Origin of the sequence: Vreelandella piezotolerans (genome assembly GCF_012427705.1) — a bacterium.
Classification (GTDB): domain Bacteria; phylum Pseudomonadota; class Gammaproteobacteria; order Pseudomonadales; family Halomonadaceae; genus Vreelandella; species Vreelandella piezotolerans.
Genome location: NZ_CP048602.1, coordinates 1,000,063 through 1,020,788 on the forward strand (window position 1 = coordinate 1,000,063; position 20,726 = coordinate 1,020,788).

Genomic DNA, 20,726 nt, shown 5'->3' on the forward strand with positions numbered 1-20,726 from the left:
GGGTTACACCTCTTGGTACAGCTCGCTACCTTTCAGGCGGAATTTCTCCGCTTGCTCCTGCATACCGCGCTTCACTGCTTCGGCATCGCTTTCAGCGGCGTTTTCCGGGGCGCGGTCGCGGTAGGTGTCGCGCACTTCCTGGCTGATCTTCATGGAGCAGAACTTCGGCCCGCACATGGAGCAGAAGTGGGCTACCTTGGCGGAGTCCTTCGGCAGGGTTTCATCGTGGAATTCCCGCGCGGTGTCCGGGTCCAGGCCCAGGTTGAACTGGTCTTCCCAGCGGAACTCGAAGCGCGCTTTCGATAACGCGTTGTCACGGCGCTGCGCCGCCGGGTGGCCCTTGGCCAAATCCGCCGCGTGGGCGGCAATCTTGTAGGTGATGATACCGGTTTTGACGTCGTCTTTATTGGGCAGGCCCAGGTGCTCTTTAGGCGTCACGTAGCAGAGCATGGCGCAGCCAAACCAGCCAATCATCGCCGCCCCAATGCCCGAGGTAATGTGGTCGTAGCCGGGGGCGATATCCGTCACCAGCGGGCCAAGCGTATAGAAGGGCGCTTCGTCGCAGCACGCCAGCTGCTTATCCATGTTCTCTTTTACCAAGTGCATGGGCACATGGCCGGGGCCTTCGATCATCACCTGCACATCGTGCTTCCAAGCAATCTTCGTTAGCTCGCCCAGGGTTTCGAGTTCAGCAAACTGCGCTTCATCGTTGGCATCGGCAATGGAGCCGGGGCGCAGGCCGTCGCCCAGCGAGAACGCCACATCGTACTGCTTGCAGATCTCGCAGATCTCCTCGAAGTGGGTGTACAGGAAGCTCTCCTGATGGTGATACAGGCACCACTTCGCCATGATGGAGCCGCCACGGCTGACGATGCCGGTGACGCGGTTGGCGGTAAGCGGCACGTAGCGCAGCAACACCCCCGCGTGGATGGTGAAGTAATCCACCCCCTGTTCCGCCTGCTCGATCAGCGTATCCCGGAAGATCTCCCAGGTGAGGTTTTCGGCAATGCCGTTGACCTTCTCCAGTGCCTGATAGATAGGCACCGTACCAATCGGCACCGGCGAGTTGCGGATGATCCACTCGCGAGTTTCATGGATGTTCTGACCGGTGGAGAGGTCCATGATGGTATCCGCGCCCCAGCGGATGCCCCAGGTCATCTTGTCCACTTCCTCTTCGATGGAAGAGGTGACCGCCGAGTTGCCCAGGTTACCGTTGATCTTCACCAGGAAGTTGCGCCCGATGATCATCGGCTCGCTTTCCGGGTGGTTGATATTGTTGGGAATGATCGCCCGCCCGCGAGCCACCTCGTCGCGCACGAACTCGGGGGTGATCTCTTTGGGCAGGCTGGCCCCAAAGCTCTGGCCCGCATGCTGATGGCCCAGAATGCGCTCTACCTCCGCCGTACCCAACGCTTGGCGGCGCTGGTTTTCCCGCAGGGCGATGAACTCCATTTCCGGCGTGATGATGCCCTGGCGGGCGTAGTGGAGCTGAGTCACGTTCTTGCCCGCTTTCGCCCGGCGGGGTGTGCGGCTTAAATCAAAGCGCAGCTGGGCAAGGGTAGGGTCGTTGGCGCGGCGCTGGCCATACTGGCTGGTGGGGCCATCCAAAAACTCGGTGTCGTTGCGCTCTTCGATCCAGGCCCGGCGCAGCTCCGGCAGGCCCTGGCGCAAATCGATGCGGGCGTTAGGGTCGGTGTAGGGGCCGGAAGTGTCGTACACCAGCAGCGGCGGGTTCTGCTCATCCACGCCGCTGGTTTTGGTGGGCGAGAGGGAGATTTCCCGAAACGGCACGCGAATATCCGGCCGCGAGCCTTCCACGTACACCTTGCGCGAGCCGGGCAGCGGCGCCACGGCGGCGGCATCGACCTGGGCGGTTTCGGCTAAAAAGTGCGCGGTTCTGCTTTTGACGGTCTTGGTCATGACGGTTGCTCTGTGTTGTAGGAGGTTATTCAGAAAGGTCTAAACCCATCTGCCAGAAGTCGATTTCCAGGCGGGTGGCATCGCGGAAGATCTTGCTCAGCTCTGCAAAACGGGCAGGGGTGACGTCCGCCAGGCGGGCATCGAGCCACGCAAGCTCGGCCTGCATGGCGGCCTGGAACTCCTCGCCTTCGTACATGGCGATCCAGGCATCAAAAGGATTCTGCTCGCCGCGCAGCGTAGAGGGCTGCGCGTTGAGCCAGTTGGCGATTTCACCGTAGCCTACCAGGCACGGGGCCAACGCCACGTGCAAATCGAGCAGGTCGCCGCGGTTGCCGGTATCCAACACATAGCGGGTGTAGGCCAACGTGGCGCGGGCTTCAGGGAGTTCGGCAAGCTCCTGCTCATTGATGCCCCACTCTTGGCAAAAGCCCACGTGCAGGCCCAGCTCCACATCCACGATGGCTTTCAGGCCCTCGTGGGCCTGGCGCAAATCCGCCAGGGTGGGGCTTTTATAGGCCGCTAGCGCGTAGGCGCGGGCGAAGTGGATCAAGAACAGGTAATCCTGCTTCAGGTAGTGGCGAAACGACGCCTCCGGCAGCGTGGCGTTGCCCAATTGGCGCACGAAATCGTGCTCGATGTAGGCGCGCCAATCTTGCTGGCAAGCGGTGGTGAGATCGGTAAAGCGGTAGCCCATGATGCCTCCGGTGGTAATGATCCGGAGGGCAGGCGAGAAAGATCGAGGGAATGGCACGGAAGAGTGGCGTAAAGGAGCGCCGCGGCCATCGCTTGATCCCTACGCCGGTACCCGCGCCACGTTCAAAGCAGCGCATTAGCCGGATCAGGTTCAGCGGGACCAGCGCTCGGTAGCCAAAAGCCCACCCTGCGCCATCTCAGCCGGATATCACCGGCACCCCGTCAAGCTGTTCGTGGGTGGAGTGTAGGAGGCGGGTGGGGGAGATGCAAGAGTAGGTTATTTAATTGGACGTAAAGGGATAGCCTGCCGTGCAACCAATAAACGACAAGAAAAGACAATGGCATTGAGTGCTTGACCCCCATGGTTGCCTTGACGCGTTCCATTAGTTTCATGGGCGAATGCCTCAATAATTCTGTTCATAAAAACAGTATTATTGAGGCAGGCAAAACGTGTAAGCCCGCGAATTTTGGCTACATCGCCAAAATTCTCTTTGCACGCTATAGAATCAATGAGGTAGATTCAATTTCGTGGCTATGAAACCTCAGTCATTGTGATGTCACGTTCATTGAGGTTTCATGGCAGGGCGTATAATCACTGTTAAATATGCAGGAGAGATATGGACAGGATTCGGCCAGATACTCCCAAAAAGCAACACTATGTGCCTCAGTTCTTGTTGAAGAACTTTTCCTATAGAAAGAAGCACAAGATTTTTGCCTTTGATAAATCAAGAGCAATTAGCTTTGGCACATCCGTGAGAGATAGTGCTAGTGAGAATGGCTTTTACAACTTAAATCTTGATGGGGAAAAGCATACCTTAGAGCATAGGTTGTCAAAATTAGAATCAATATGTAGTTCAGTAATAAAAAAAGATTTGCAGGAATGAGTCGCTTGAAGACCTTACCAATGATGATTACATCGTTCTATGTGTATTTGTGACAAATCTGCTCTTGAGGGTAAAAAAGCAAAGGGTGTTTTTCGACCAATTAAACAAAGGAATGGCTGAGTGGCTTCAAAATATGGGGCTGCGTCCTGAAGATGTCAAAAATTTTGAAGTGTTGGAAAAAGAAGATATTGATAAGCAGCACATTGAGTTTACACATGAGCATGTTTTTGAGATGGCAAAACGTTTCCATGACAAACCCATTGCTCTTCTGAAAGCACCTAATGGCTCGCATTTGATCATAGGCGACAATCCAGTGGCTATGTACAATCACTGGCCGCAGGGGTTAAGAGGCGATAAGGGCATTTCAGTACCTGGGGTTGAAATACAGGTTCCGATATCCAATAAGTTATGTCTCTCTTTCATTTGCCCTTTGCTTTATTCAGATTTAGAAGAAAATCTGGATTTCTTAGCAAAGCGTAGGGCACAAAATTTGCCCATAGATAATATTGATACTTCTTACGCGGAAATATTAATATCCTCAATTAGAGAGGGTGAAGCTATGGAGTTAAGCTCAGAAAACGTTAAATTTACTAATTCCTTGCAAATTTCTGGCTCTTTGAATTACATATATTCAGATAAAAATGATTTTAGGCTCGCAGAGGAAATGCTCAAAAAGAACCCAGACCTGGCGGACGGCAAAGTTATGTGGATGGGTATTTAACAAAGCGCTGTTGTCGGACTGTTTTTCCGCTGCGCTTCAAAACATCCGCAAAGCGCGGCGTTAGATTTCAGACTGGGGGTAACGGATGGAGTTGGGCCACACATTCTTGAAGCTCGACAAAGATTGGGAAATGCAAGAGCTTGCAGATCTTGCGAAGCTATATACCCAGTGCTATAGCTTGGTTTACTCACTATCTGGTGACAGAATCGAATCTGACGACCAGCGTGTTGTGGACTGGTTTCATGGCGTATATGCTAAATACCCTTGGAGAGGCGGCTATAGCGCTGTCAATTTTTATCATTCCTTGTACGCAAGAATTCCGTCTGAGCAGCGCCCTCAAATTGTTGAAATTAGGTATGCATCACCCGGCCATATTAAGCTAAAAGAAGCTGTGTTGGTCGCTGGTTTGCTGGCATGCATCGTTACTGCAGTAACTACTTCTTTTGATCAGGCTCATGAGAGTTATAACAAGATTCAGACTGGAATGTCGGAGAGAAAGCTAAGGAAGCTTGAAGTGGAGCTTGCTGAGCTTCAGCTAGACCAAGAACGCCTTCGTTTTGTGCAAGAAGCGAAACAGCAACTTATTGACCAAATGCAGATTCCGCAGGTAATGCAGGACGAGCTGACAAGGCGGTCTTCTGGAAATGATTTAATGCAGTTAAAAATACTTATGTCATTCTATCGCCGAGTGCAACCACTTGCAGAGCTTGAGCTTAGGGAAATGCTGCAAGTTGAGACAGATGGTGACGACTAAAAATCTAACAAGCGGCTGTTATCGCCCCTTCGGGGTTGGGACGGCCTTTCCGCCCCTTCGCGGCTACAGGCCGCCCTAAAGCCGGACGTTAACTGTACCAGGGAGGGCGGTCTCAAGTTCCAAGCGCAACGCTATTGAAGGATGCTCGGGCCAGCGACCGACTTCTTGAGCACCTCGGCGTAAACTACCAGCGGCGTGCGCCAGTTCAGTGTCTTGCGCGGCCGTGTGTTAGCTGTGATTGCCCTACCTGAAAAGTGATACTATAGTGTCACTATTAGTCTGATTCAGGGTGAGCCCATGAAAGTTGAGCTTGTTACAAACCTCAAGCGCCAAGCCACAAAGATTCTGGCAGATCTGCACTTGTCTAAAGAGCCGGTACTGATCACGGAGCATGGTCAGCCATCCGCATATCTTGTCGATGTGCAGGATTACGAGTTTATGCAGCGCCGACTTGAGCTGCTTGAAGGGCTCTCACGAGGAGAGCGTGCTGTACTTGAAGGAAGAATGTACAGCCAAAGTGAGGCCAGGGAGAAAATGAGTAAATGGCTGAAGTAATCTGGACGGAGCCAGCCCTTCAAGAACTGGATGCGATCGCTGAGTACATTGCTCTGGATAATCCTGCCGCTGCAAGTCGCCTGGTAGAAGAGGTTTTCGATAAAATCGACCGTTTGGAAGGTTTTCCCCAATCCGGGCGGATTCCAACAGAGCTCCCTAATTCGGTATACAGGGAAGTGGTTGCTCCACCATGTCGCATTTTTTATCGTGAGGATGAGAAGCAAGTTTTTGTCCTCTATGTCATGCGAGAGGAAAGGCAGCTTCGTGCGTACATGCTTGGGAGCAGCTAACCAGGCGCGTTACTCGGATGCCCTTGTCTCCGCTTCGCTACGTCAAGGTCACCGGTGCGCTTCGGGTTAAGTTTTTGCCTCACCTCGCAGACCATGCTGTAATACATTGTAGTTACTAGGTGTGAGGGGCATAGTCATGAGCGTCACCACGGTTCGCCTTCAGGCAGAAGTTGAACAGCGTTTGGAAGCAATCGCCAGCAGGCTGCACCGTAGCAAAAGCTGGGTGATCAACCAGGCATTGTCGGAATACATAGAAAAGCAGCAGCTTGAGCAAGAGCGTTGGAAACAAACGCTAGAGGCAATGGAGTCTGCTGCCCAAGGCAAGGTCGTTGATGCCAGCGAGGTTCACAATTGGCTTAATAGCTGGGGAACCGAAAACGAGCAGGATGCGCCGAGGTCAGGTAAGTGAAGCTGGTTTACACGGATGAAGCCATTGATGATTTGAAACGCCTCAGGGAGTTCGTTGCTGTGCACAACCCGTCGGCGGCAGCCAGGATTGCTACCGAACTGGTTGGCAAAATCGAATTACTTCCCGACTTCCCCAGAATGGGCACACCAGTTGAAATGGCACCGGTGCCTGACTCTGTTCGAGATATGGTTTTCGGAAAATACGTTGTTCGATATTCAGTTCATGCCAGTGCCATCATTATTCTCCGGGTGTGGCATGGCCTTGAAGGCGAACGATAGCAATTTAACCAAACGCGGCACTTGGACGCCCTTGTCTCCGCTTCGCTACGTCCTGGTCACGGGTGCACTTTGGGGTTAGCCCATCACATTGAGGGTTGTGTTCTCGTGATATTGCGCATCGCTGTTGGTTTCTTGATCCTGTTCTCGGCATCTGGCTCGGCGAGCGAGCCGCATGCCCCGGCGCAGCCCACCGAATCGGAAGTTCGTCTGGAAACTGGCACCGGCACCCTTTATGGTTCTCTGCTCCTGCCGCCCTCTACCGGGCCACATCCGCTTGTGTTACTGCATGCCGGTTCAGGTCCCACGGATCGCAATGGCAACAGTGCTCTCTTGCCGGGAGCAAACGACAGCCTGAAGCTGCTTGCCGAAGAACTTGCTGTGCGGGGGATCGCCTCGGTCCGCTACGACAAGCGGGGAGTGGCGGCCAGTGCAGCCGCTGCACCTTTGGAGAATGAGCTTCGCTTCGACACCTACGTAGAGGATGCCGCCTCATGGGTTCGTCAGCTTCGAACGGATTCTCGCTTTGATACGATCACCCTGCTCGGGCACAGCGAGGGGGCACTGATCGGCATGCTCGCAGCAAAGCAAGCGCGTGCGGATGCCTTCATCTCGGTTGCTGCACCGGCACGTTCCGCGCCAGAAATTATCCGCGATCAGTTGCGGCCGCAGCTTCCGGATGATCTGTGGCAGGATAGTGAGCGCATTCTCTCCGAGCTGGAGCAAGGTCGCACGACAGAGGGCGTGCCGCCAGCGTTGACCTCGTTGTTCCGTTCGAGCGTGCAGCCGTACCTGATCTCTTGGTTTCGGTACGTGCCGACCGAGGAAATCCAGCATGCCCCCGGCCCGGCAATGATCGTCCACGGCACCACAGACGTACAGGTCAGTCCGAGCGAAGCGGAGGCGCTCAAGCAAGCGCGTCCAGATGCAGAACTGTTGCTTGTGGAGGGAATGAACCATGTACTCAAGATGGTTCCGCCCAATCCGGCGCAGCAAAGCGCTTCGTACTCAGACGCATCGCTGCCTGTAGCCCCACTGTTGGTGGATCACATCGTCGAATTCACTGACCGTGTGCAGCGACTACCTTAGAAGCCCAACCAGCGTTATCGCTATTAAGGCGCTCCTGCCCTGGGCCGTTGGGGCCTGATATGTTAGGCCTTAAGTGGCTTATTCTAACAGCAGCTGTTTTGGTGATCTTATGAGGGCCTATCCACGTTGAGGGAAAGCTCAGCGCTATATCAGTAGTGATACCGCAGCTGGGCAATCAGCAAAGCGTCGTCCGTGACCTTGTAAACGATGCGGTGTTCTTCGTTGATTCGCCGAGACCAGTAACCCGCGAGGCTGTGTTTAAGGGGTTCTGGCTTGCCGACGCCTTCAAATGGCTCTCGCTTGATTTCTTTGATTAGCTTGTTGATTCGGTTGAGAATCTTTTTGTCAGTTTTCTGCCAGTACAAATAGTCTTCCCAGGCGTTCTCGGAAAAGATGAGCTTCATTCAAGAAGTTCCTTTTCCTGACCACCCCCTTGCTCCAACTCGGCAACGGATTCCAGTAAACGGCGTGCGTTCTTGGGCGCGCGCAGGAGATAGGCTGTCTCTTGCAGTGCTTCATAGTCTTCGAGAGAGATCATGACCACGGATTGCGCCTTATTGCGGGTGATGATCACAGGGGAGTGGTCTTCACAGACCTGCTCCATGGTTTTGGCTAGGTTGGTCCTAGCGGCGGTATAGCTGATGGCATCCATAAAGGGTACTCCTGTACGCGATGTTGTTAATGTACAGGATAGCGTACAGGATTGGGGTTGCCAATTGGCTTCGCCGCGTTCGGTTTTCTCCGCTTTAAAACAGCGGTTGAGCCGATGATGCCCACGAAGCGTATCCCACGCTAAGCCGTTGATAGGCGGTTGCTCACACCATCATTAAGCCCTGCTTGCGTATTGGCGGCGCGTAGGCGGCATCAATATCTGCCAAATCCTCGTCATCGAGCCTAACCTTATCCGCATTAGCGTTCTGTTTCAGGTGGTCCAGGCTCACGGCTTTAGGAATGGCAATCACGCCGGGATTGCGCAGTGCCCAGGCAAGCGCGATTTGCGCGGGGGTGGCGCTGTGTTTGTCAGCGATGCGTTTCAGAGTAGCGTCATGAAGTAGCGCGCCGCCTTGCCCGATGGGGCAGTAGGCCATAAGCGGCATGTTTTGCTGGGCTTGCCAGGGCAGTAAGTCGTACTCGATGCCCCGGGCGTCGGGGTTGTAGAGCACCTGATTGGTGGCGCACGCGGGCGCGTTTAGCTCTTCTAGGTCGTCAACGTCGAAGTTCGACACTCCCCAACGCCGTATCTTGCCCTGCTCGCGTAGCCGCTCAAACGCTTCCACGGTTTCACTCAGCGGGTACTGGCCGCGCCAGTGCAGCAGGTACATATCAATCGTATCGGTGCCCAATCGGCGCAGGCTGCGCTCGCAGGCGGCTTGAACACCCTGGGTGCTGGCGTTGTGCGGGTACACCTTGCTGACGAGATACACTTCATCGCGTCGCCCACGAATGGCTTCACCCACGATTTCTTCAGCGCCGCCCTCGGCATACATTTCGGCGGTATCGATCAGCGTCATGCCCAGGTCTATACCTTCACGCAGCGCCCTGATTTCTGCCTGTCGCTGCCCGGCATCCTCACCCATATGCCAGGTGCCCTGGCCGATACGGGGAACGCTGACGCCGCCTAGCTCAATCGTCTGCATCTCTCACTCTCCTAGTGTCATTCCATGATGTTATGTGGTTCTGACTGCCCAAGGCCATCGCCGTTCATGCTCCCATCGTAGTCGATCCGTATTGAAGGGGATAAACGAGAGAAGCTCGATGAGCACAATTCTGAGATCATGTCAGAAGTTACTCATGCCGCCTTCGTGGCCGCTTTCAATACTATCGAGAAACCCAAATGGACGAATACACCGCTTGCATTCAGTGGGCCCGTGGAGCCGATGAAGCCTTTATAGATCAGCGCTATAGTCGTGGCACGAATGGGTGTTCGATGGTGGCGTTCGCGTGCCTGCGTCGTCATCGCCTCATGTAGTGCCATTGCCCTATTCGGTCGAGGCCAACGTCGACCCGGAAGAGGCGTTCGTGGCCTCGCTCTCCAGTTGCCATATGCTGTTCTTCCTCGCCATCGCCGGGCAGCAGGGTTTTGTCGTGGAAAGCTACGTGGATAACGCGGTGGGGGTGATGGAGAAGGGCCGCGATGGAAAGATCGCCATGACCCAAGTCACGCTGCGGCCAAAGGCGGTGTTTGCAGGAGAACCGCCCTCTATTGAGGGGCTTGAGCACATTCACCACGCCGCCCATGAAAAGTGTTTTATCGCTAACTCGGTTAAGACCGATGTGGTGACCGAGATTCAGCATTAACGTCGTTAAGTCGTCAGTTGTTGGAGCGTGGTATAGCAAAACGTAATGGCAGCGGTTAGCCTAAACGGTTGGTTAATCACGCTCACTGAGCATATAGGCGTAGCCATGGAAGATACCTCTAACGTCAGGCTGGCGTTGGCAGGCGCATCGGCATTTGAAGCGTTCAAGCAAGAGTTAAAAGCCTCGTTTAGCGTGGCAGTGGAAGAGACGTTTGGCGCAGTGGAAGCGAGCTTGCTTCCTTCCGACGCCGATATCGACAACTCTCTTACCGCGCCAGATGCCGTGGTGCATCACATACTGTTAGACGGCGTGAAAGTGGGCGGCGCGATTGTGACCATTGACGAAGCCACCCAACACAACGCGCTGGATCTGTTCTATCTCCTACCCAGCACCCACGGGCGTGGCGTGGGCTACCGTGCCTGGCAAGCCATTGAGCAGATGTACCCACAAACGCGGGTATGGATGACCCACACGCCCTACTTTGAAAAGCGAAACATCCACTTTTATGTCAATAAGTGCGGTTTTAAAATTGTCTCTTTTTATAACCGTTATTACCCCTTACCGGATGATGAAGAGCGGGGTAGTAAGGCGCATAAGCTTGAGTTTTTTGGCTTTGAGAAAGTCATGAGGTAAGTCTCGAAAAAAGGATTTTAAAGTGACGGTAAGAGCTGCAGAAAGAACCGATATTGCTGCCATCGCTGAGGTGTATCAGGCCTGTTTCCCACGCGAGAAAAACCACGCCAGGTGGATAGAGGCGTCGTTTAACGCCTACCCAAGGGGCGTTTACTACGTGGTCGAAGTGGAAGGCCAAGTGCACGGTTATATCCTTTGGTGCGTGAAGAACGGCTTTCGGGAAGAGAGCATTATCGAGCTGGAACAAATCGGCATTCACCCAGATGCGGCGGGTAAGGGGCTGGGTAAACAGCTTATTGTGGAGTCGCTAGCGCCGTTCAAAGCCCATGTGCGCCGCCAGGGCTGCGGCGTGGGGGCGGTAATGGTAACCACCTCGGAAGGCAACTTCGCAGAGAAGCTGTATCAATCCACGCTAGGCGTCTCCCGCGCGGCGGTGATTAGTGGCTATGGCGCAGGGGATGAGGTGATCTTGTATAACGCCAGCGTGGAGTAGCGCGAAAGCGGTGATGTATCAAAAATTCCTTAAGGAGAAGGAAATGAAAGGCGAGTGCCTGTGTGGGGAGGTGGCGTTCACGATCGACGGTGAGCTACCGAACTTTTACCAATGCCACTGTGCGTTATGCCGCAAGGCCACCGGCGCGGCTGCCAATGCGGCCACCTTTGTGCAGGGTGAGCAGTTCCAGTGGCTGTCGGGGCAGGGGAGTATCCGTTCTTATCAGCGTGAAAGTGGCTACCGAAGTGATTTTTGCGCGACATGCGGCAGCCCGGTACCCAACCAACTGCGCGGTAGCGATTGGATGTGGGTGCCAGCAGGGTTATTAGAAGATGAGACCACTGCCCGGGTTGCCGTCCATCTTCATATGGCTTCGGCTGCCGCCTGGGAGCAGGAGGCAACCCACTGCCAGCGCTTTGATGCCTCCCCCGAGAGCCTGGAAGCACTTTACAGCGCACTTCGCCAGGTGTGAGCATGAATGCAAACTCAACCGACTATCGCATACGCGCCTTTCAGGCAGAGGATATGGAGGCCGTGCTCTCTATTTGGCTGTCGGCGTCGGTTCAAGCGCATGATTTTATCGCGCCCCGCTTTTGGGAATCGAAGCAGGGGGCGATGCGAGATGTGTATCTTCCTGCTTCTGAAACCTACGTGGCTGAAGCATTGGGCCAGGTGGTGGGCTTTTACAGCCTTTATGAAAACACGCTAGCCGCCATTTTTGTGCAACCCAACCAGCAGGGCTGTGGCTTAGGTAGTGCGCTGCTGGAAGATGCCAAGCGCCGCAGGGAGTGGCTGCAACTAACGGTGTATGCCCAGAATGTTTCTAGCGTCCGTTTTTATGAAGCGCGGGGTTTTGTGCCCATGGGCGAGCAGTTGGATGAGCACACGGGAGAGCCAGAGCTTCTCATGCATTTCAGACGCACCTCGGCATAGTGCGACACGCTGAGAGTTTTTTTGAAAGCCGCAATATATCGCTGGGTATTCTCTATTAACTCATAGAGTTAAATGATAAATGGCGTCTAACCTGCTATAGATGAATCAATCATTGTTATAGGTTTGGTGTTCCATTGATTAAAAAACTCACCCCGCCGATACTGCGTCGTTTGCAGTGGTGTGCTCTTGCCCTAGTCGCTTTCATGTTAGCCGCCATGGTATGGCAGGGAATTCGCGTTCAGGAAGCACTGCTGGATGCCAATGCTGCCGTAAACCGGCATTTGGAGAGTATCGCTCTCATACAAGCGTTCAAATCAACGCTGCTGGATCTGGAGACGGGGGAGCGGGGTTATGTGATCACTGGTCAACCAGCCTACCTGCTTCCCTATCAGCAGGCGCGTGCCCGCTTAGCACATCAACAAGAGCAGTTGAGGCGTATTTCATTGCCCACTGGCTCCGATGATCTGTTATCGGAAGAGGTGTTGTCGTCCTTGGTCGAGCGGCGTATGCAGATAGCAGAATCCAATATCTCCGTGCGTGATACGGATGGCCTGGAAGCCGCCGCGCTAAGACTGTTGGCGGCTGGTGGACGTCAAACGATGGATCGGTTACGTGGGCATTTAAATGCGTTAGAGCAAAATGAACGCGAGCGTTTGAGTGCCCAAACCCTGCAGGCCACTCGTCAAGCCCGGCAATCCCGTTGGGTGTGGGGGGGCGGTGCAGCGGTGATTGCAGTGCTGCTGCTGGTCACAAGTCTGTCGGTAATCAATCAGTGGCGTCAGCGTCAGCGGGTCATGACCATGCAGAAAACCTTCATCTCCACGGTGAGCCATGAATTGCGCACGCCTTTGACGGTGATTCTAGGGGCATTGAGCATGCTGCAAAGCGGTGTCGGTGGCACGTTGAGTGCGGATGCGCAGCGCTTGGTCGTGTTATCGAACGATAATGGCAAGCGATTGAAAAGTTTGATCGATGATATTCTTGATATCGAGAAGCTCGAAAGCGGACAGCTCACGTTCCAGCGGCAACACCTGCCGTTGCTTCCCTTGGTGGAACACGCGGTAGCGCTGAATCAGCCCTATGCAGAGAGTTTTTCAGTCTCGCTAGGGTTTCAAACGATTACCACACACGATCACGCGCCACACCGGCCAGCCATGCAACCGCTCGATGAGCATGACTATGTGAACATCGACCCGGAACGGTTTGCTCAAATCATGGCGAATTTGATCTCGAACGCTTGCAAGCACTCTGATCCCGGCGAACACGTTGCGGTAAGCGCAGGGGCAATCGATAGCCAGTGGCTTGAAATCCATGTGTGCGATCACGGAAACGGAATACCGTTGTTGTTTCAGCCGCGCGTGTTCGAGCGTTTTGCTCAAGCGGACGGGACAGACCGGCGACGCACCGGTGGGACGGGGCTTGGCTTGTCCATCACCAAGTCCCTAGTGGAAGAAATGGGGGGCAGCATCGGTTTTCACTCCGTACCAACGGAGGGCTGCTGTTTCTGGGTTCGCTTACCCAGGGTGGCAAAGCCAGCCTGATGGATCAGTGCAATGATGGCTCCGCTTGTTGCCGGGGCTGACCACGCCAACGCAGGGTATCTATGACCCTCTTAAGGACCAGGAAAATTAACCATGAATCATCGCCAACCACGTTGGTTGCGTGCAGCCCTATCGGCATGCGTGCTGTTCGCGTCATCTCATGCGATGGCGCAAGACGACCCCATTACCGCCGAGCTAGCGCGTATCGAACAGGCGCTGGACGCGCGTATTGGCTTTGCCGCGCACAACCTAGCCACGGGCCAGCGTTGGGAAGTGAATGCCGATGAGCGCTTTGCGATGTCCAGTACCTTCAAAACCCTGGCCTGCGGCGCGCTACTGGAGCAGGTAGATGAAGGGCAGTTAGCGCTGGAGACCGAGGTGAGTTTTGAGGAATCTGACCTAGTGACGTACTCCCCGGTGACTGAGCAGTATGCGGGCCATCAACCGATGACGCTGTTTGAGCTGTGCGATGCCACCATGACGACCAGCGATAATACCGCTGCTAACCTCGTGTTACAGGCGCTAGGCGGGCCGGAGGCGGTCACGGCCTTCGCACGTAGTATGGACGATCCTATTACTCGGCTAGACCGCTATGAAACTGAGTTGAACGAAGCCACTCCGGGGGACGAGCGCGACACCACCACGCCCAACGCTATGCTGGCCACGTTAGAAAAACTGGTGCTTGGCGATGTCCTAGCGGATGAGTCTCGGCAGCAGTTAGAAGCATGGATGAAAGGCAATGCCGTTGCGGATGGCCTCTTCCGTGCCGCCATGCCGTTTGATTGGGTGATCGCAGACCGAACTGGCGCAGGTGGTTATGGCTCCCGCTCGATTACCGCGATTATTTGGCCTCCAGAGCAACCACCCACGGTGGCGGTATTTTATATCACCGACACCGAGGCCTCGTTTGAAGAGCGCAATGCAGCCATTGCCTCGCTAGGGGAAGTGGTGCAAGCCACTTTAGCAGACGAATAACGAAACACGGGTGGCCAAACAGCCACCCGTTTTTGTAACCATTCATCTTTGAGCGACGCTACTATCGAGTGAACCTATCCGCCGTTATCGAGTGGGGAGGGGCCGTTGGTTATAAAACTCCCGTATGCTCTACCACCACCATGACGCCAATCCCCATCAGCACGACCCCGCCTATCAGTTCGGCCCAGTGGCCAACGTACTTGCCCAATGAGTGACCAAGCAGCGTTCCCATGGAGGCCATCACGGTGGTGGCAAGGCCAATGGCGAGGCTGGTGGTGATAATGTTCACATCGATGAATGCCAAGCTGGCACCTACCGCCATGGCGTCTAGGCTGGTGGCGGTAGCCGTCAGTATCAGCAGCCACAGCGTTTGCTTGCGGTGCGCTATCTTGTCTTCTTTCTTGAGACCTTCATGAATCATATGCAGGCCAATGACGGTCAGCAGCGTAAACGCGACCCAGTGATCCCAGGCTTCCACGTACTGTTGAGACGCCTTACCCGCTACCCAGCCAAGCACCGGTGTCATCGCTTCGATGATGCCAAACACCAAGCCAATGCCGATGGCGTGATGGAAGCGGGGTTTGCTCAGTTCCGCGCCTTTACTGATGGAGGCTGCGAACGCATCCGCCGACATGGAAACCGCAAGAAAAAGGAGGGCAACGGGTGTCATGGTGGGCAGACTCTTGAAGTAAAAGCGTTGTGTGAAATGCTTACTTGAGTGACAAAGGAAAGAATCGAATAGCGCGAAATCTTATCAGTTTTTTTGTTGATGACCACAAAGTTCATAAAAAATAAAGTTGATGATGGCGAACAAGTATTGCCTTAGCTAAGAATGTGTCTACTAGCTTATTTTGTTGCCTTTTTTGATACTTTGGGCCCGTGGGTAAGATGTAAGAAATGGCTGCTTTAAAGGCATCAGGTAACTTCTTTTTTAAACACGCCATGTAATGATGAATGCGTTTAGCGGTGTTGGTAAAGCCACTTAATATCCACGCCAAAAGAGTAAATCAACGTCACCAACGCGCTGAACGCCAGCAGTCCCGCTAACAGCGGTGAGGTCAGCGGCGTTAGCGCCAGCAGCATCGCCACGACCTGCCAGACGCACACGGCTTTGCGGCGGTAGCTGTCATTGAGCGGCGCCTCCAGCCAAGGGAAGGGAAGGCTAGCGGCCACGAATAAATAACGCATGCCGCCAATCAGCAGCACCCACAGCCCCAGCCCCTCTTCCATGATCAAGCCAACACACAGCAGCATGATCAGCAGGGCATCCAGTTCCATATCGAAGCGTGCCCCAAAAGATGAGTGGCAGCGAGTGCGGCGGGCGATCCAGCCATCCACGCCGTCCAGTAATAGTGCGATGACCGAGACGCCCAACCATAGCCAAATGGCGTCGATAAAGGCGTCATTCACCAGCGCGCCCGCCACCAGAGCGACCAGCACCGCGCGCCCCAGTGTCACCCGGTTGGCCCAACCCAGCGGGCCATGAGGCCAAAACACTAAGACCAATCCGCTGATCAGGGCATAAAAGGCAATGGCCACCCACCAGTTGGCTGCGCCGGGCAGGAGAGGCGCGAGCAGCGTCCCAAGACCTGCCAATAGTAGCGCGCCTACCAGCAGTTCGATGCTGCTGCACAGTCGCTTGGGCAGGGGAAATGGGGAGGAATTAGACACAGGCGGCATGGTGGCTCACGTAGCGGTATCGTCGACCGCAGTTGAAATTAATGATGCAATAATTTATCTATGTACCATTATTGTATAGGGTGTATGGTAGTCAGCATCCCCAAAAGTTCCCTCATTAAACAATGTTGAAGGTTGGCAAGCGTTAATAGACCGATTGCTTTTCTACGCTAAGCTATAGGTGAGCCATTGAAAAGTCGCCATATCTTAGTCACGTTAAGATCAACGGATGGAAACAGCGCTTCAACGATAAGGAAATGTCATGTCGGCGCCTAAGACGGCCATGGCTTTTTGGGTAACACACCCAGGCCAGGGCCAACTGCAGCAGGAACCGCTGCCCACGTTAGGTGAAGCAGAGGTGCACGTTCGTGCCCTGTACAGCGGCGTTAGCCGTGGCACGGAATCACTGGTGTTTCACGCACGCGTGCCGGACAGCGAAACCCAGCGCATGCGCGCTCCTTTTCAAGCTGGAGAGTTTCCCACTCCGGTGAAATACGGTTATTGCAGCGTCGGCCGGGTCACCCACGGGCCTGACGCGCTTGTCGATAAAACCGTGTTTTGCCTACATCCCCACCAGGATCATTATGTGGTGCCTGCCGATATGGCAGTGCCCGTGCCCGATAACGTGCCCGCGCAGCGCGCGGTGCTCACTGCCAACATGGAAACCGCGCTCAACGGCGTATGGGATGCCAACCCCATGCTGGGCGAGCGTGTTTGTGTGGTGGGGGCGGGTGTCGTGGGCGCGCTGGTGGCGTATTTGTGCGCGCGCATCGCGGGGGTCGAGGTCACGCTGGTCGATATCAATCCCGAGCGTGAAACCTTGGCCCAAGCCCTCGATGTACCGTATGCCCTGCCTGAGCAAGCCCCGAACGATCAAGACTGTGTGATTCATGCCAGCGGTCATCCCGACGGCCTGCGTTTGGCCATGTCGCTCGTCGGCAATGAAGGCCGTGTCATCGAGATGAGCTGGTTTGGTCAAGGAGAGGTGTCGCTGCCCCTTGGCGGGGCGTTCCACTCCCAGCGATTGACACTGCGTGCCAGCCAAGTGGGTCAATTGCCAGCCAAACTCCAGCCGCGCTGGAACTATCGCCGTCGCTTGAACGTGGCGCTTCGCCTGCTGGCCGACCCTGCCCTTGAGGCGTTGATCAGCAGTGAGTGCGATTTTGCCGATTTCCCCGAACGAGCCCCGGCGCTGTTTAGTCCACAGAGCACGGCGCTCTGTCACCGAATTCGCTACCCCTAATCTTTCAACCGTTATTTGCTTACGGGAGTTGCCATGTACCGTTTATGCGTTCGCGATCACTTCATGATTGCCCACAGTTTCAAAGGCGAGATCTTTGGCCCGGCCCAGCGCACCCACGGGGCTACTTACGTGGTCGACGTCGTGTTTCAGCGCCCAGAGCTGGATCAGGATGGCTTGGTGATCGACATCGGTCTAGCCAGCGAAACCGTCAAAGAAGTGTTGGCGGGCTACAACTATCGCAACCTCGATGAGGTCAGTGAGTTGTCCGGCCAGAACACCACCACGGAGTTCATGGCGAAAGTGATCTTCGACCAGCTCGCTGCGGCCATCAAGGCGGGCCGTATGGGAGAAACGGCCAAAGGCCTAACCCAAATGGAAATCAAACTGCATGAATCCCATGTGGCCTGGGCCAGTTACGAAGGAGCGCTATGAACCAGCGATTGACGTTACTGGTGGCGGGGGATCCCAACCAGCGCACCGGCGGTTATATCTACGATGCACACATCGTTGACGCGCTGCGCGAGCAGGGGCTGTCGGTGGATGTGGTCGGTCTGGAGGGGCGCTTTCCTCAAGCCGATGACACGGCCAAACGTGCGCTTGCCAGCGCGTTGGATACGTTGGCCGATGGCGAGCGAGTCATTATCGACGGTCTAGCCATGGGCGCACTGCCTGACGTGGTGGCGCGCCATACGGATCGGTTGGATATCACGTCGCTTTTGCATCATCCGCTGGGAGATGAACAGGGGCTCTCCAGTGAAGAGCAGCAGCAACTTCACCGCAGCGAACTCACCGGGCTTGCTGAAGTCGCCCGGATCATCGTCACCAGCCGCTTTACTGCCCGCCGTTTGAGCGAACTCGCGAGCGATTACTCCCTGCCGATTACCGCGCCGATTACTGTCGTGGAGCCGGGAGTTGCCCAAGCGCCGGTCAGCCCCGCACCTGCGGCGGGTGACACCATCCGCCTTTTGTGCGTGGCCACGCTGACGCCGCGCAAGGGGCAGGATGTATTGGTCAAGGCGCTGGCGCGAGTGGCTAGCGAACAGTGGCAGTGTGACTGCTACGGCGGTGTCCGCGATACGGCATTTAGCGCCAGCGTGCAGCAGCTCATCGATGAGCATCGCCTTGCCGAACGCATCACCCTACACGGTGAGTGTGACGCCGACACTCTCGAGGCGGCTTACCAACACGCCCATGCACTGGTGCTGCCTTCTTGGTACGAAGGTTACGGCATGGTGGTCACCGAGGCGTTGGTCCATGGCCTGCCGGTGATTACCACGACCGGTGGTGCCCTGCGCGATACCTTGCCAGAAGGCGCGGGTATTAGCGTGGCGCCGGGCGATGCCGACGCGCTCGGTGCCGCCATCGATAATTTCTGTTCCAACGAAGCGCTGCGAACCGAGCTGCGAGCGGGCGTTGCGCTGGCGCGGGGAGAGCTCAACGATTGGCAGGCGGCGGGCGTTGAGTTTGCCAAGGCATTGAAGGACGAAGGAACGGCTGAACTCACGGCGGGTAGTCAGTTTGCCGCTAGCTGGCTGACGCTGCGCGAAGCGGTCGATGGTCACGCCAGAAGCGAGGCGTTGGTCAGTCGGCTCGATGCGTGGCTCGCGACTTGCGAAGCGCCTGTGACGCTGGCGGACTTAGGCTGTGGGCGGGGCAGCAATGTACAGTTTCTTGCGCCTCGGTTGAGCGGTGCGCAGCGCTGGGCGCTGTTCGACCATGACGATGCCCTATTGCGCGAGGCGCGTCGCCGGGCCATGCCGTTGCACGATGCCACAGGCCAACCGCTACAAGTGGAAACACACTGCACATCACTCGCGACTCTCGAGCATCCCGCCTTGCAAGCGGCGGATGTCGTCAGTGCGTCAGCGCTCATCGATTTGGTGTCTCAGCCATGGATCGACATGCTGGCCCAGCAGTGTGCTGCGCATCGGCAGGCGCTGCTGGTGAGCTTGAGCGTGACCGGCGAATGGTGCTTTACGGATAGGGATCAGCAGCCCATCGACGACTCGGAAGATCGCTTTGTATTGGGGCTATTCAACGCGCATCAACAGCGAGATAAAGGGCTAGGTGAGGCGCTGGGCGGCGAGGCCCACCGGGCGCTCTACCACGCCCTGGCGGCGCAGGGGTATGACGTAGAGGAAGCCTCCACGCCCTGGCGGCTTGCCGCGGGTAGCCACGCGTCTCAGCCGCTCGTCAGTTCGCTGATCAACGGCTGGGCGGAAGCCGCCACCGAGCAGGCCCCCGACGCCGCCATGCGGATTGCCGAGTGGCGTACCGCACGCCTGGATGCCGTGGAGCGCGGCCAAATAGGGGTATGGGTGGGCCACCGTGACCTGTTGGCGCTGCCCGCGGTGAAGGGTTAGCCATGAGCGGGCACTGGTTACGTCGGCCATGGGTGCAGCGCGGCATCGTCAGCGCGGCGCTATTGGCGGCGGTGGCCCTGTGGGTAGAGCCTGCCGCCATTCTGGCCGAGGTGAAACGCTTCGCGCCCGAATGGGTGCTGGCGGCGTTAGCCATCAGTGTGCTGCAGGTGATGCTCAGCGCTTGGCGTTGGCAGTTCACTGCTGGTCGGGTAGATGTGCCGCTGCGATTTCGTTATGCCCTGCGCGAGTATTACTTGGCGCTGTTGGTCAATCAACTGCTTCCGGGGGGCGTATTGGGCGATGCGGGACGCGCCCATCGTCATGCTCGACAAGCTGCATCCAAGGGAAGCGCCTGGCGAGCGGTAGTCATCGAGCGGGCCTCGGGGCAAATGGCCGTGGTGGTGCTGACCCTGGTGGCACTGACGGCCTCGCCGCTGTGGCACGCCGCGCTGGGTGGCCCGCTGCTGTTCGGGCTGGTCGTCGGTGTGGCGGCACTGCTCTTGGCTGCGATCGCTCTGGGCGTTTGGTGTCGCAGCCCGAAAGGGCCTGCACTGCCTCAGTGGTGCATCGCGCTGGGACGGGATGTGCGCCGTGGACTGCTGGCGCGTCGGGCATGGCCGCTGCAGTTGGCCTCTTCGCTGGCCATCGTGCTCAGCTATGGCGGGGTGATGGTGTGCGCCGCCCGAGCCATGGGTAGCGAGATGCCCGTGTTCGACCTATTGGCGCTGACCCCCGTATTGCTGCTGGCCATGTTAGTCCCCTTATCGATTGCGGGCTGGGGCCTGCGGGAAGGCGCGGCTGCCGCTATTTGGGTCTTGGTGGGGTTGCCAGCCGCGCAAGGGGTTGCGATCTCGTTGGCCTACGGTGTCCTGGTGCTGCTCTCTAGTCTGCCGGGCATATGGGTGGCGTTGGCTAAACGTGGTCGCGCCACCCCTTCTACAGGTTCTACATCGACAGATTCCACGCCCTTTGGCCCGACC

25 protein-coding genes, 2 pseudogenes and 1 riboswitch are annotated in these 20,726 nt (G+C 56.2%); of the genes and pseudogenes, 19 read left to right on the forward strand and 8 right to left on the reverse strand.

Features of this window, described 5'->3' with window-relative positions:
* Positions 1 to 3: 3 nt before the first annotated feature.
* A complete protein-coding gene (gene thiC / locus GYM47_RS04595; RefSeq protein ID WP_153842256.1) occupies positions 4 to 1,920 on the reverse strand; it encodes a phosphomethylpyrimidine synthase ThiC in 1,917 nt (638 codons plus the stop codon).
* A 25-nt stretch (positions 1,921 to 1,945) separates the two neighbouring features.
* Positions 1,946 to 2,614, reverse strand: coding sequence for a thiaminase II (gene tenA, locus GYM47_RS04600; protein ID WP_153842257.1), 669 nt, complete (start codon positions 2,612 to 2,614; stop codon positions 1,946 to 1,948).
* Positions 2,615 to 2,693: 79 nt separating this feature from the next.
* Positions 2,694 to 2,845, reverse strand: a riboswitch (TPP riboswitch).
* 385 nt (positions 2,846 to 3,230) lie between these two features.
* On the opposite strand from tenA, the gene GYM47_RS18565 reads away from it, so the two are divergent.
* The 3 genes from GYM47_RS18565 (at position 3,231) to GYM47_RS04615 (ending at position 4,972) form a co-directional block, all read left to right on the forward strand.
* Positions 3,231 to 3,497, forward strand: coding sequence for a DUF4238 domain-containing protein (locus GYM47_RS18565; protein ID WP_153842258.1), 267 nt, complete (start codon positions 3,231 to 3,233; stop codon positions 3,495 to 3,497).
* Positions 3,498 to 3,528: 31 nt separating this feature from the next.
* Positions 3,529 to 4,218 carry a DUF4238 domain-containing protein gene (locus GYM47_RS04610; protein ID WP_479694259.1) on the forward strand — a complete coding sequence of 230 codons (690 nt, stop codon included), beginning with the start codon at positions 3,529 to 3,531 and terminating at the stop codon, positions 4,216 to 4,218.
* A 130-nt stretch (positions 4,219 to 4,348) separates the two neighbouring features.
* Complete coding sequence (locus tag GYM47_RS04615) at positions 4,349 to 4,972, forward strand: FtsB/FtsL family cell division protein (protein WP_231125517.1); 624 nt, start codon at positions 4,349 to 4,351, stop codon at positions 4,970 to 4,972.
* A 131-nt stretch (positions 4,973 to 5,103) separates the two neighbouring features.
* Here GYM47_RS04615 and GYM47_RS18570 read toward each other — a convergent pair.
* A pseudogene (locus GYM47_RS18570) lies at positions 5,104 to 5,214 on the reverse strand (IS30 family transposase); the annotation flags it as partial.
* A 55-nt stretch (positions 5,215 to 5,269) separates the two neighbouring features.
* On the opposite strand from GYM47_RS18570, the gene GYM47_RS04620 reads away from it, so the two are divergent.
* The 5 genes from GYM47_RS04620 (at position 5,270) to GYM47_RS04640 (ending at position 7,590) form a co-directional block, all read left to right on the forward strand.
* Positions 5,270 to 5,527, forward strand: coding sequence for a type II toxin-antitoxin system Phd/YefM family antitoxin (locus GYM47_RS04620; RefSeq protein WP_138438255.1), 258 nt, complete (start codon positions 5,270 to 5,272; stop codon positions 5,525 to 5,527).
* Entirely contained in the window at positions 5,515 to 5,817 is a 303-nt protein-coding gene (locus GYM47_RS04625) for a type II toxin-antitoxin system RelE/ParE family toxin (protein WP_153842261.1), read from the forward strand. The genes GYM47_RS04620 and GYM47_RS04625 overlap by 13 nt, the downstream gene beginning before the upstream one ends.
* Before the next feature lie 136 nt (positions 5,818 to 5,953).
* Positions 5,954 to 6,226 (forward strand): CopG family ribbon-helix-helix protein, encoded by a 273-nt coding sequence (locus GYM47_RS04630; RefSeq protein WP_153842262.1) that lies wholly within the window; start codon positions 5,954 to 5,956, stop codon positions 6,224 to 6,226.
* Complete coding sequence (locus tag GYM47_RS04635; RefSeq protein ID WP_139525304.1) at positions 6,223 to 6,504, forward strand: type II toxin-antitoxin system RelE/ParE family toxin; 282 nt, start codon at positions 6,223 to 6,225, stop codon at positions 6,502 to 6,504. Before GYM47_RS04630 ends, GYM47_RS04635 begins: the two co-directional genes overlap by 4 nt.
* 105 nt (positions 6,505 to 6,609) lie before the next feature.
* Positions 6,610 to 7,590, forward strand: a complete 981-nt coding sequence (locus GYM47_RS04640) for an alpha/beta hydrolase (protein ID WP_153842263.1) — start codon at positions 6,610 to 6,612, stop codon at positions 7,588 to 7,590.
* 149 nt (positions 7,591 to 7,739) lie between these two features.
* Here the strand turns inward: GYM47_RS04640 and GYM47_RS04645 are convergent, their stop codons facing one another.
* The 3 genes from GYM47_RS04645 to GYM47_RS04655 form a co-directional block, all read right to left on the reverse strand.
* On the reverse strand, positions 7,740 to 7,994 hold the full coding sequence (locus GYM47_RS04645; RefSeq protein ID WP_117618974.1) for a Txe/YoeB family addiction module toxin: 255 nt from the start codon (positions 7,992 to 7,994) through the stop codon (positions 7,740 to 7,742).
* A complete protein-coding gene (locus GYM47_RS04650; RefSeq protein ID WP_039176654.1) occupies positions 7,991 to 8,242 on the reverse strand; it encodes a type II toxin-antitoxin system Phd/YefM family antitoxin in 252 nt (83 codons plus the stop codon). The genes GYM47_RS04645 and GYM47_RS04650 overlap by 4 nt, the downstream gene beginning before the upstream one ends.
* 163 nt (positions 8,243 to 8,405) lie before the next feature.
* Positions 8,406 to 9,227, reverse strand: a complete 822-nt coding sequence (locus tag GYM47_RS04655) for an aldo/keto reductase (protein ID WP_153842264.1) — start codon at positions 9,225 to 9,227, stop codon at positions 8,406 to 8,408.
* A gap of 304 nt (positions 9,228 to 9,531) precedes the next feature.
* Between GYM47_RS04655 and GYM47_RS04660 the strand changes: the two genes are divergently transcribed.
* The 7 genes from GYM47_RS04660 (at position 9,532) to bla (ending at position 14,463) form a co-directional block, all read left to right on the forward strand.
* Positions 9,532 to 9,888, forward strand: a complete 357-nt coding sequence (locus GYM47_RS04660) for an OsmC family protein (protein ID WP_331250785.1) — start codon at positions 9,532 to 9,534, stop codon at positions 9,886 to 9,888.
* A gap of 105 nt (positions 9,889 to 9,993) precedes the next feature.
* On the forward strand, positions 9,994 to 10,521 hold the full coding sequence (locus GYM47_RS04665) for a GNAT family N-acetyltransferase (RefSeq protein ID WP_231125518.1): 528 nt from the start codon (positions 9,994 to 9,996) through the stop codon (positions 10,519 to 10,521).
* A gap of 22 nt (positions 10,522 to 10,543) precedes the next feature.
* Positions 10,544 to 11,014, forward strand: a complete 471-nt coding sequence (locus tag GYM47_RS04670; RefSeq protein WP_153842266.1) for a GNAT family N-acetyltransferase — start codon at positions 10,544 to 10,546, stop codon at positions 11,012 to 11,014.
* Positions 11,015 to 11,057: 43 nt separating this feature from the next.
* A complete protein-coding gene (locus GYM47_RS04675; RefSeq protein ID WP_153842267.1) occupies positions 11,058 to 11,486 on the forward strand; it encodes a GFA family protein in 429 nt (142 codons plus the stop codon).
* A gap of 2 nt (positions 11,487 to 11,488) precedes the next feature.
* Entirely contained in the window at positions 11,489 to 11,947 is a 459-nt protein-coding gene (locus tag GYM47_RS04680; protein ID WP_153842268.1) for a GNAT family N-acetyltransferase, read from the forward strand.
* 134 nt (positions 11,948 to 12,081) lie between these two features.
* Positions 12,082 to 13,488: a sensor histidine kinase gene (locus tag GYM47_RS04685; protein WP_153842269.1), complete on the forward strand. Its 1,407-nt coding sequence runs from the start codon at positions 12,082 to 12,084 to the stop codon at positions 13,486 to 13,488.
* Between the two features lie 93 nt (positions 13,489 to 13,581).
* A complete protein-coding gene (gene bla / locus GYM47_RS04690; RefSeq protein ID WP_153842270.1) occupies positions 13,582 to 14,463 on the forward strand; it encodes a class A beta-lactamase in 882 nt (293 codons plus the stop codon).
* 109 nt (positions 14,464 to 14,572) lie between these two features.
* On the opposite strand, the gene GYM47_RS04695 is transcribed toward bla, so the two are convergent.
* Positions 14,573 to 15,133 carry a manganese efflux pump MntP gene (locus GYM47_RS04695; protein ID WP_139525312.1) on the reverse strand — a complete coding sequence of 187 codons (561 nt, stop codon included), beginning with the start codon at positions 15,131 to 15,133 and terminating at the stop codon, positions 14,573 to 14,575.
* Positions 15,134 to 15,423: 290 nt separating this feature from the next.
* A complete protein-coding gene (locus GYM47_RS04700) occupies positions 15,424 to 16,143 on the reverse strand; it encodes a CDP-alcohol phosphatidyltransferase family protein (protein WP_153842271.1) in 720 nt (239 codons plus the stop codon).
* 259 nt (positions 16,144 to 16,402) lie between these two features.
* Between GYM47_RS04700 and GYM47_RS04705 the strand changes: the two genes are divergently transcribed.
* The 4 genes and pseudogenes from GYM47_RS04705 to GYM47_RS18330 all read left to right on the forward strand — a co-directional run.
* Positions 16,403 to 17,383: a zinc-dependent alcohol dehydrogenase gene (locus GYM47_RS04705; protein ID WP_153842272.1), complete on the forward strand. Its 981-nt coding sequence runs from the start codon at positions 16,403 to 16,405 to the stop codon at positions 17,381 to 17,383.
* Positions 17,384 to 17,416: 33 nt separating this feature from the next.
* A complete protein-coding gene (locus tag GYM47_RS04710) occupies positions 17,417 to 17,815 on the forward strand; it encodes a 6-pyruvoyl trahydropterin synthase family protein (protein ID WP_139525315.1) in 399 nt (132 codons plus the stop codon).
* Positions 17,812 to 19,746, forward strand: a complete 1,935-nt coding sequence (locus GYM47_RS04715) for a glycosyltransferase (RefSeq protein ID WP_153842273.1) — start codon at positions 17,812 to 17,814, stop codon at positions 19,744 to 19,746. The genes GYM47_RS04710 and GYM47_RS04715 overlap by 4 nt, the downstream gene beginning before the upstream one ends.
* A 2-nt stretch (positions 19,747 to 19,748) precedes the next feature.
* Positions 19,749 to 20,615: pseudogene (locus tag GYM47_RS18330) on the forward strand (lysylphosphatidylglycerol synthase transmembrane domain-containing protein); the annotation flags it as partial.
* Positions 20,616 to 20,726: the final 111 nt, after the last annotated feature.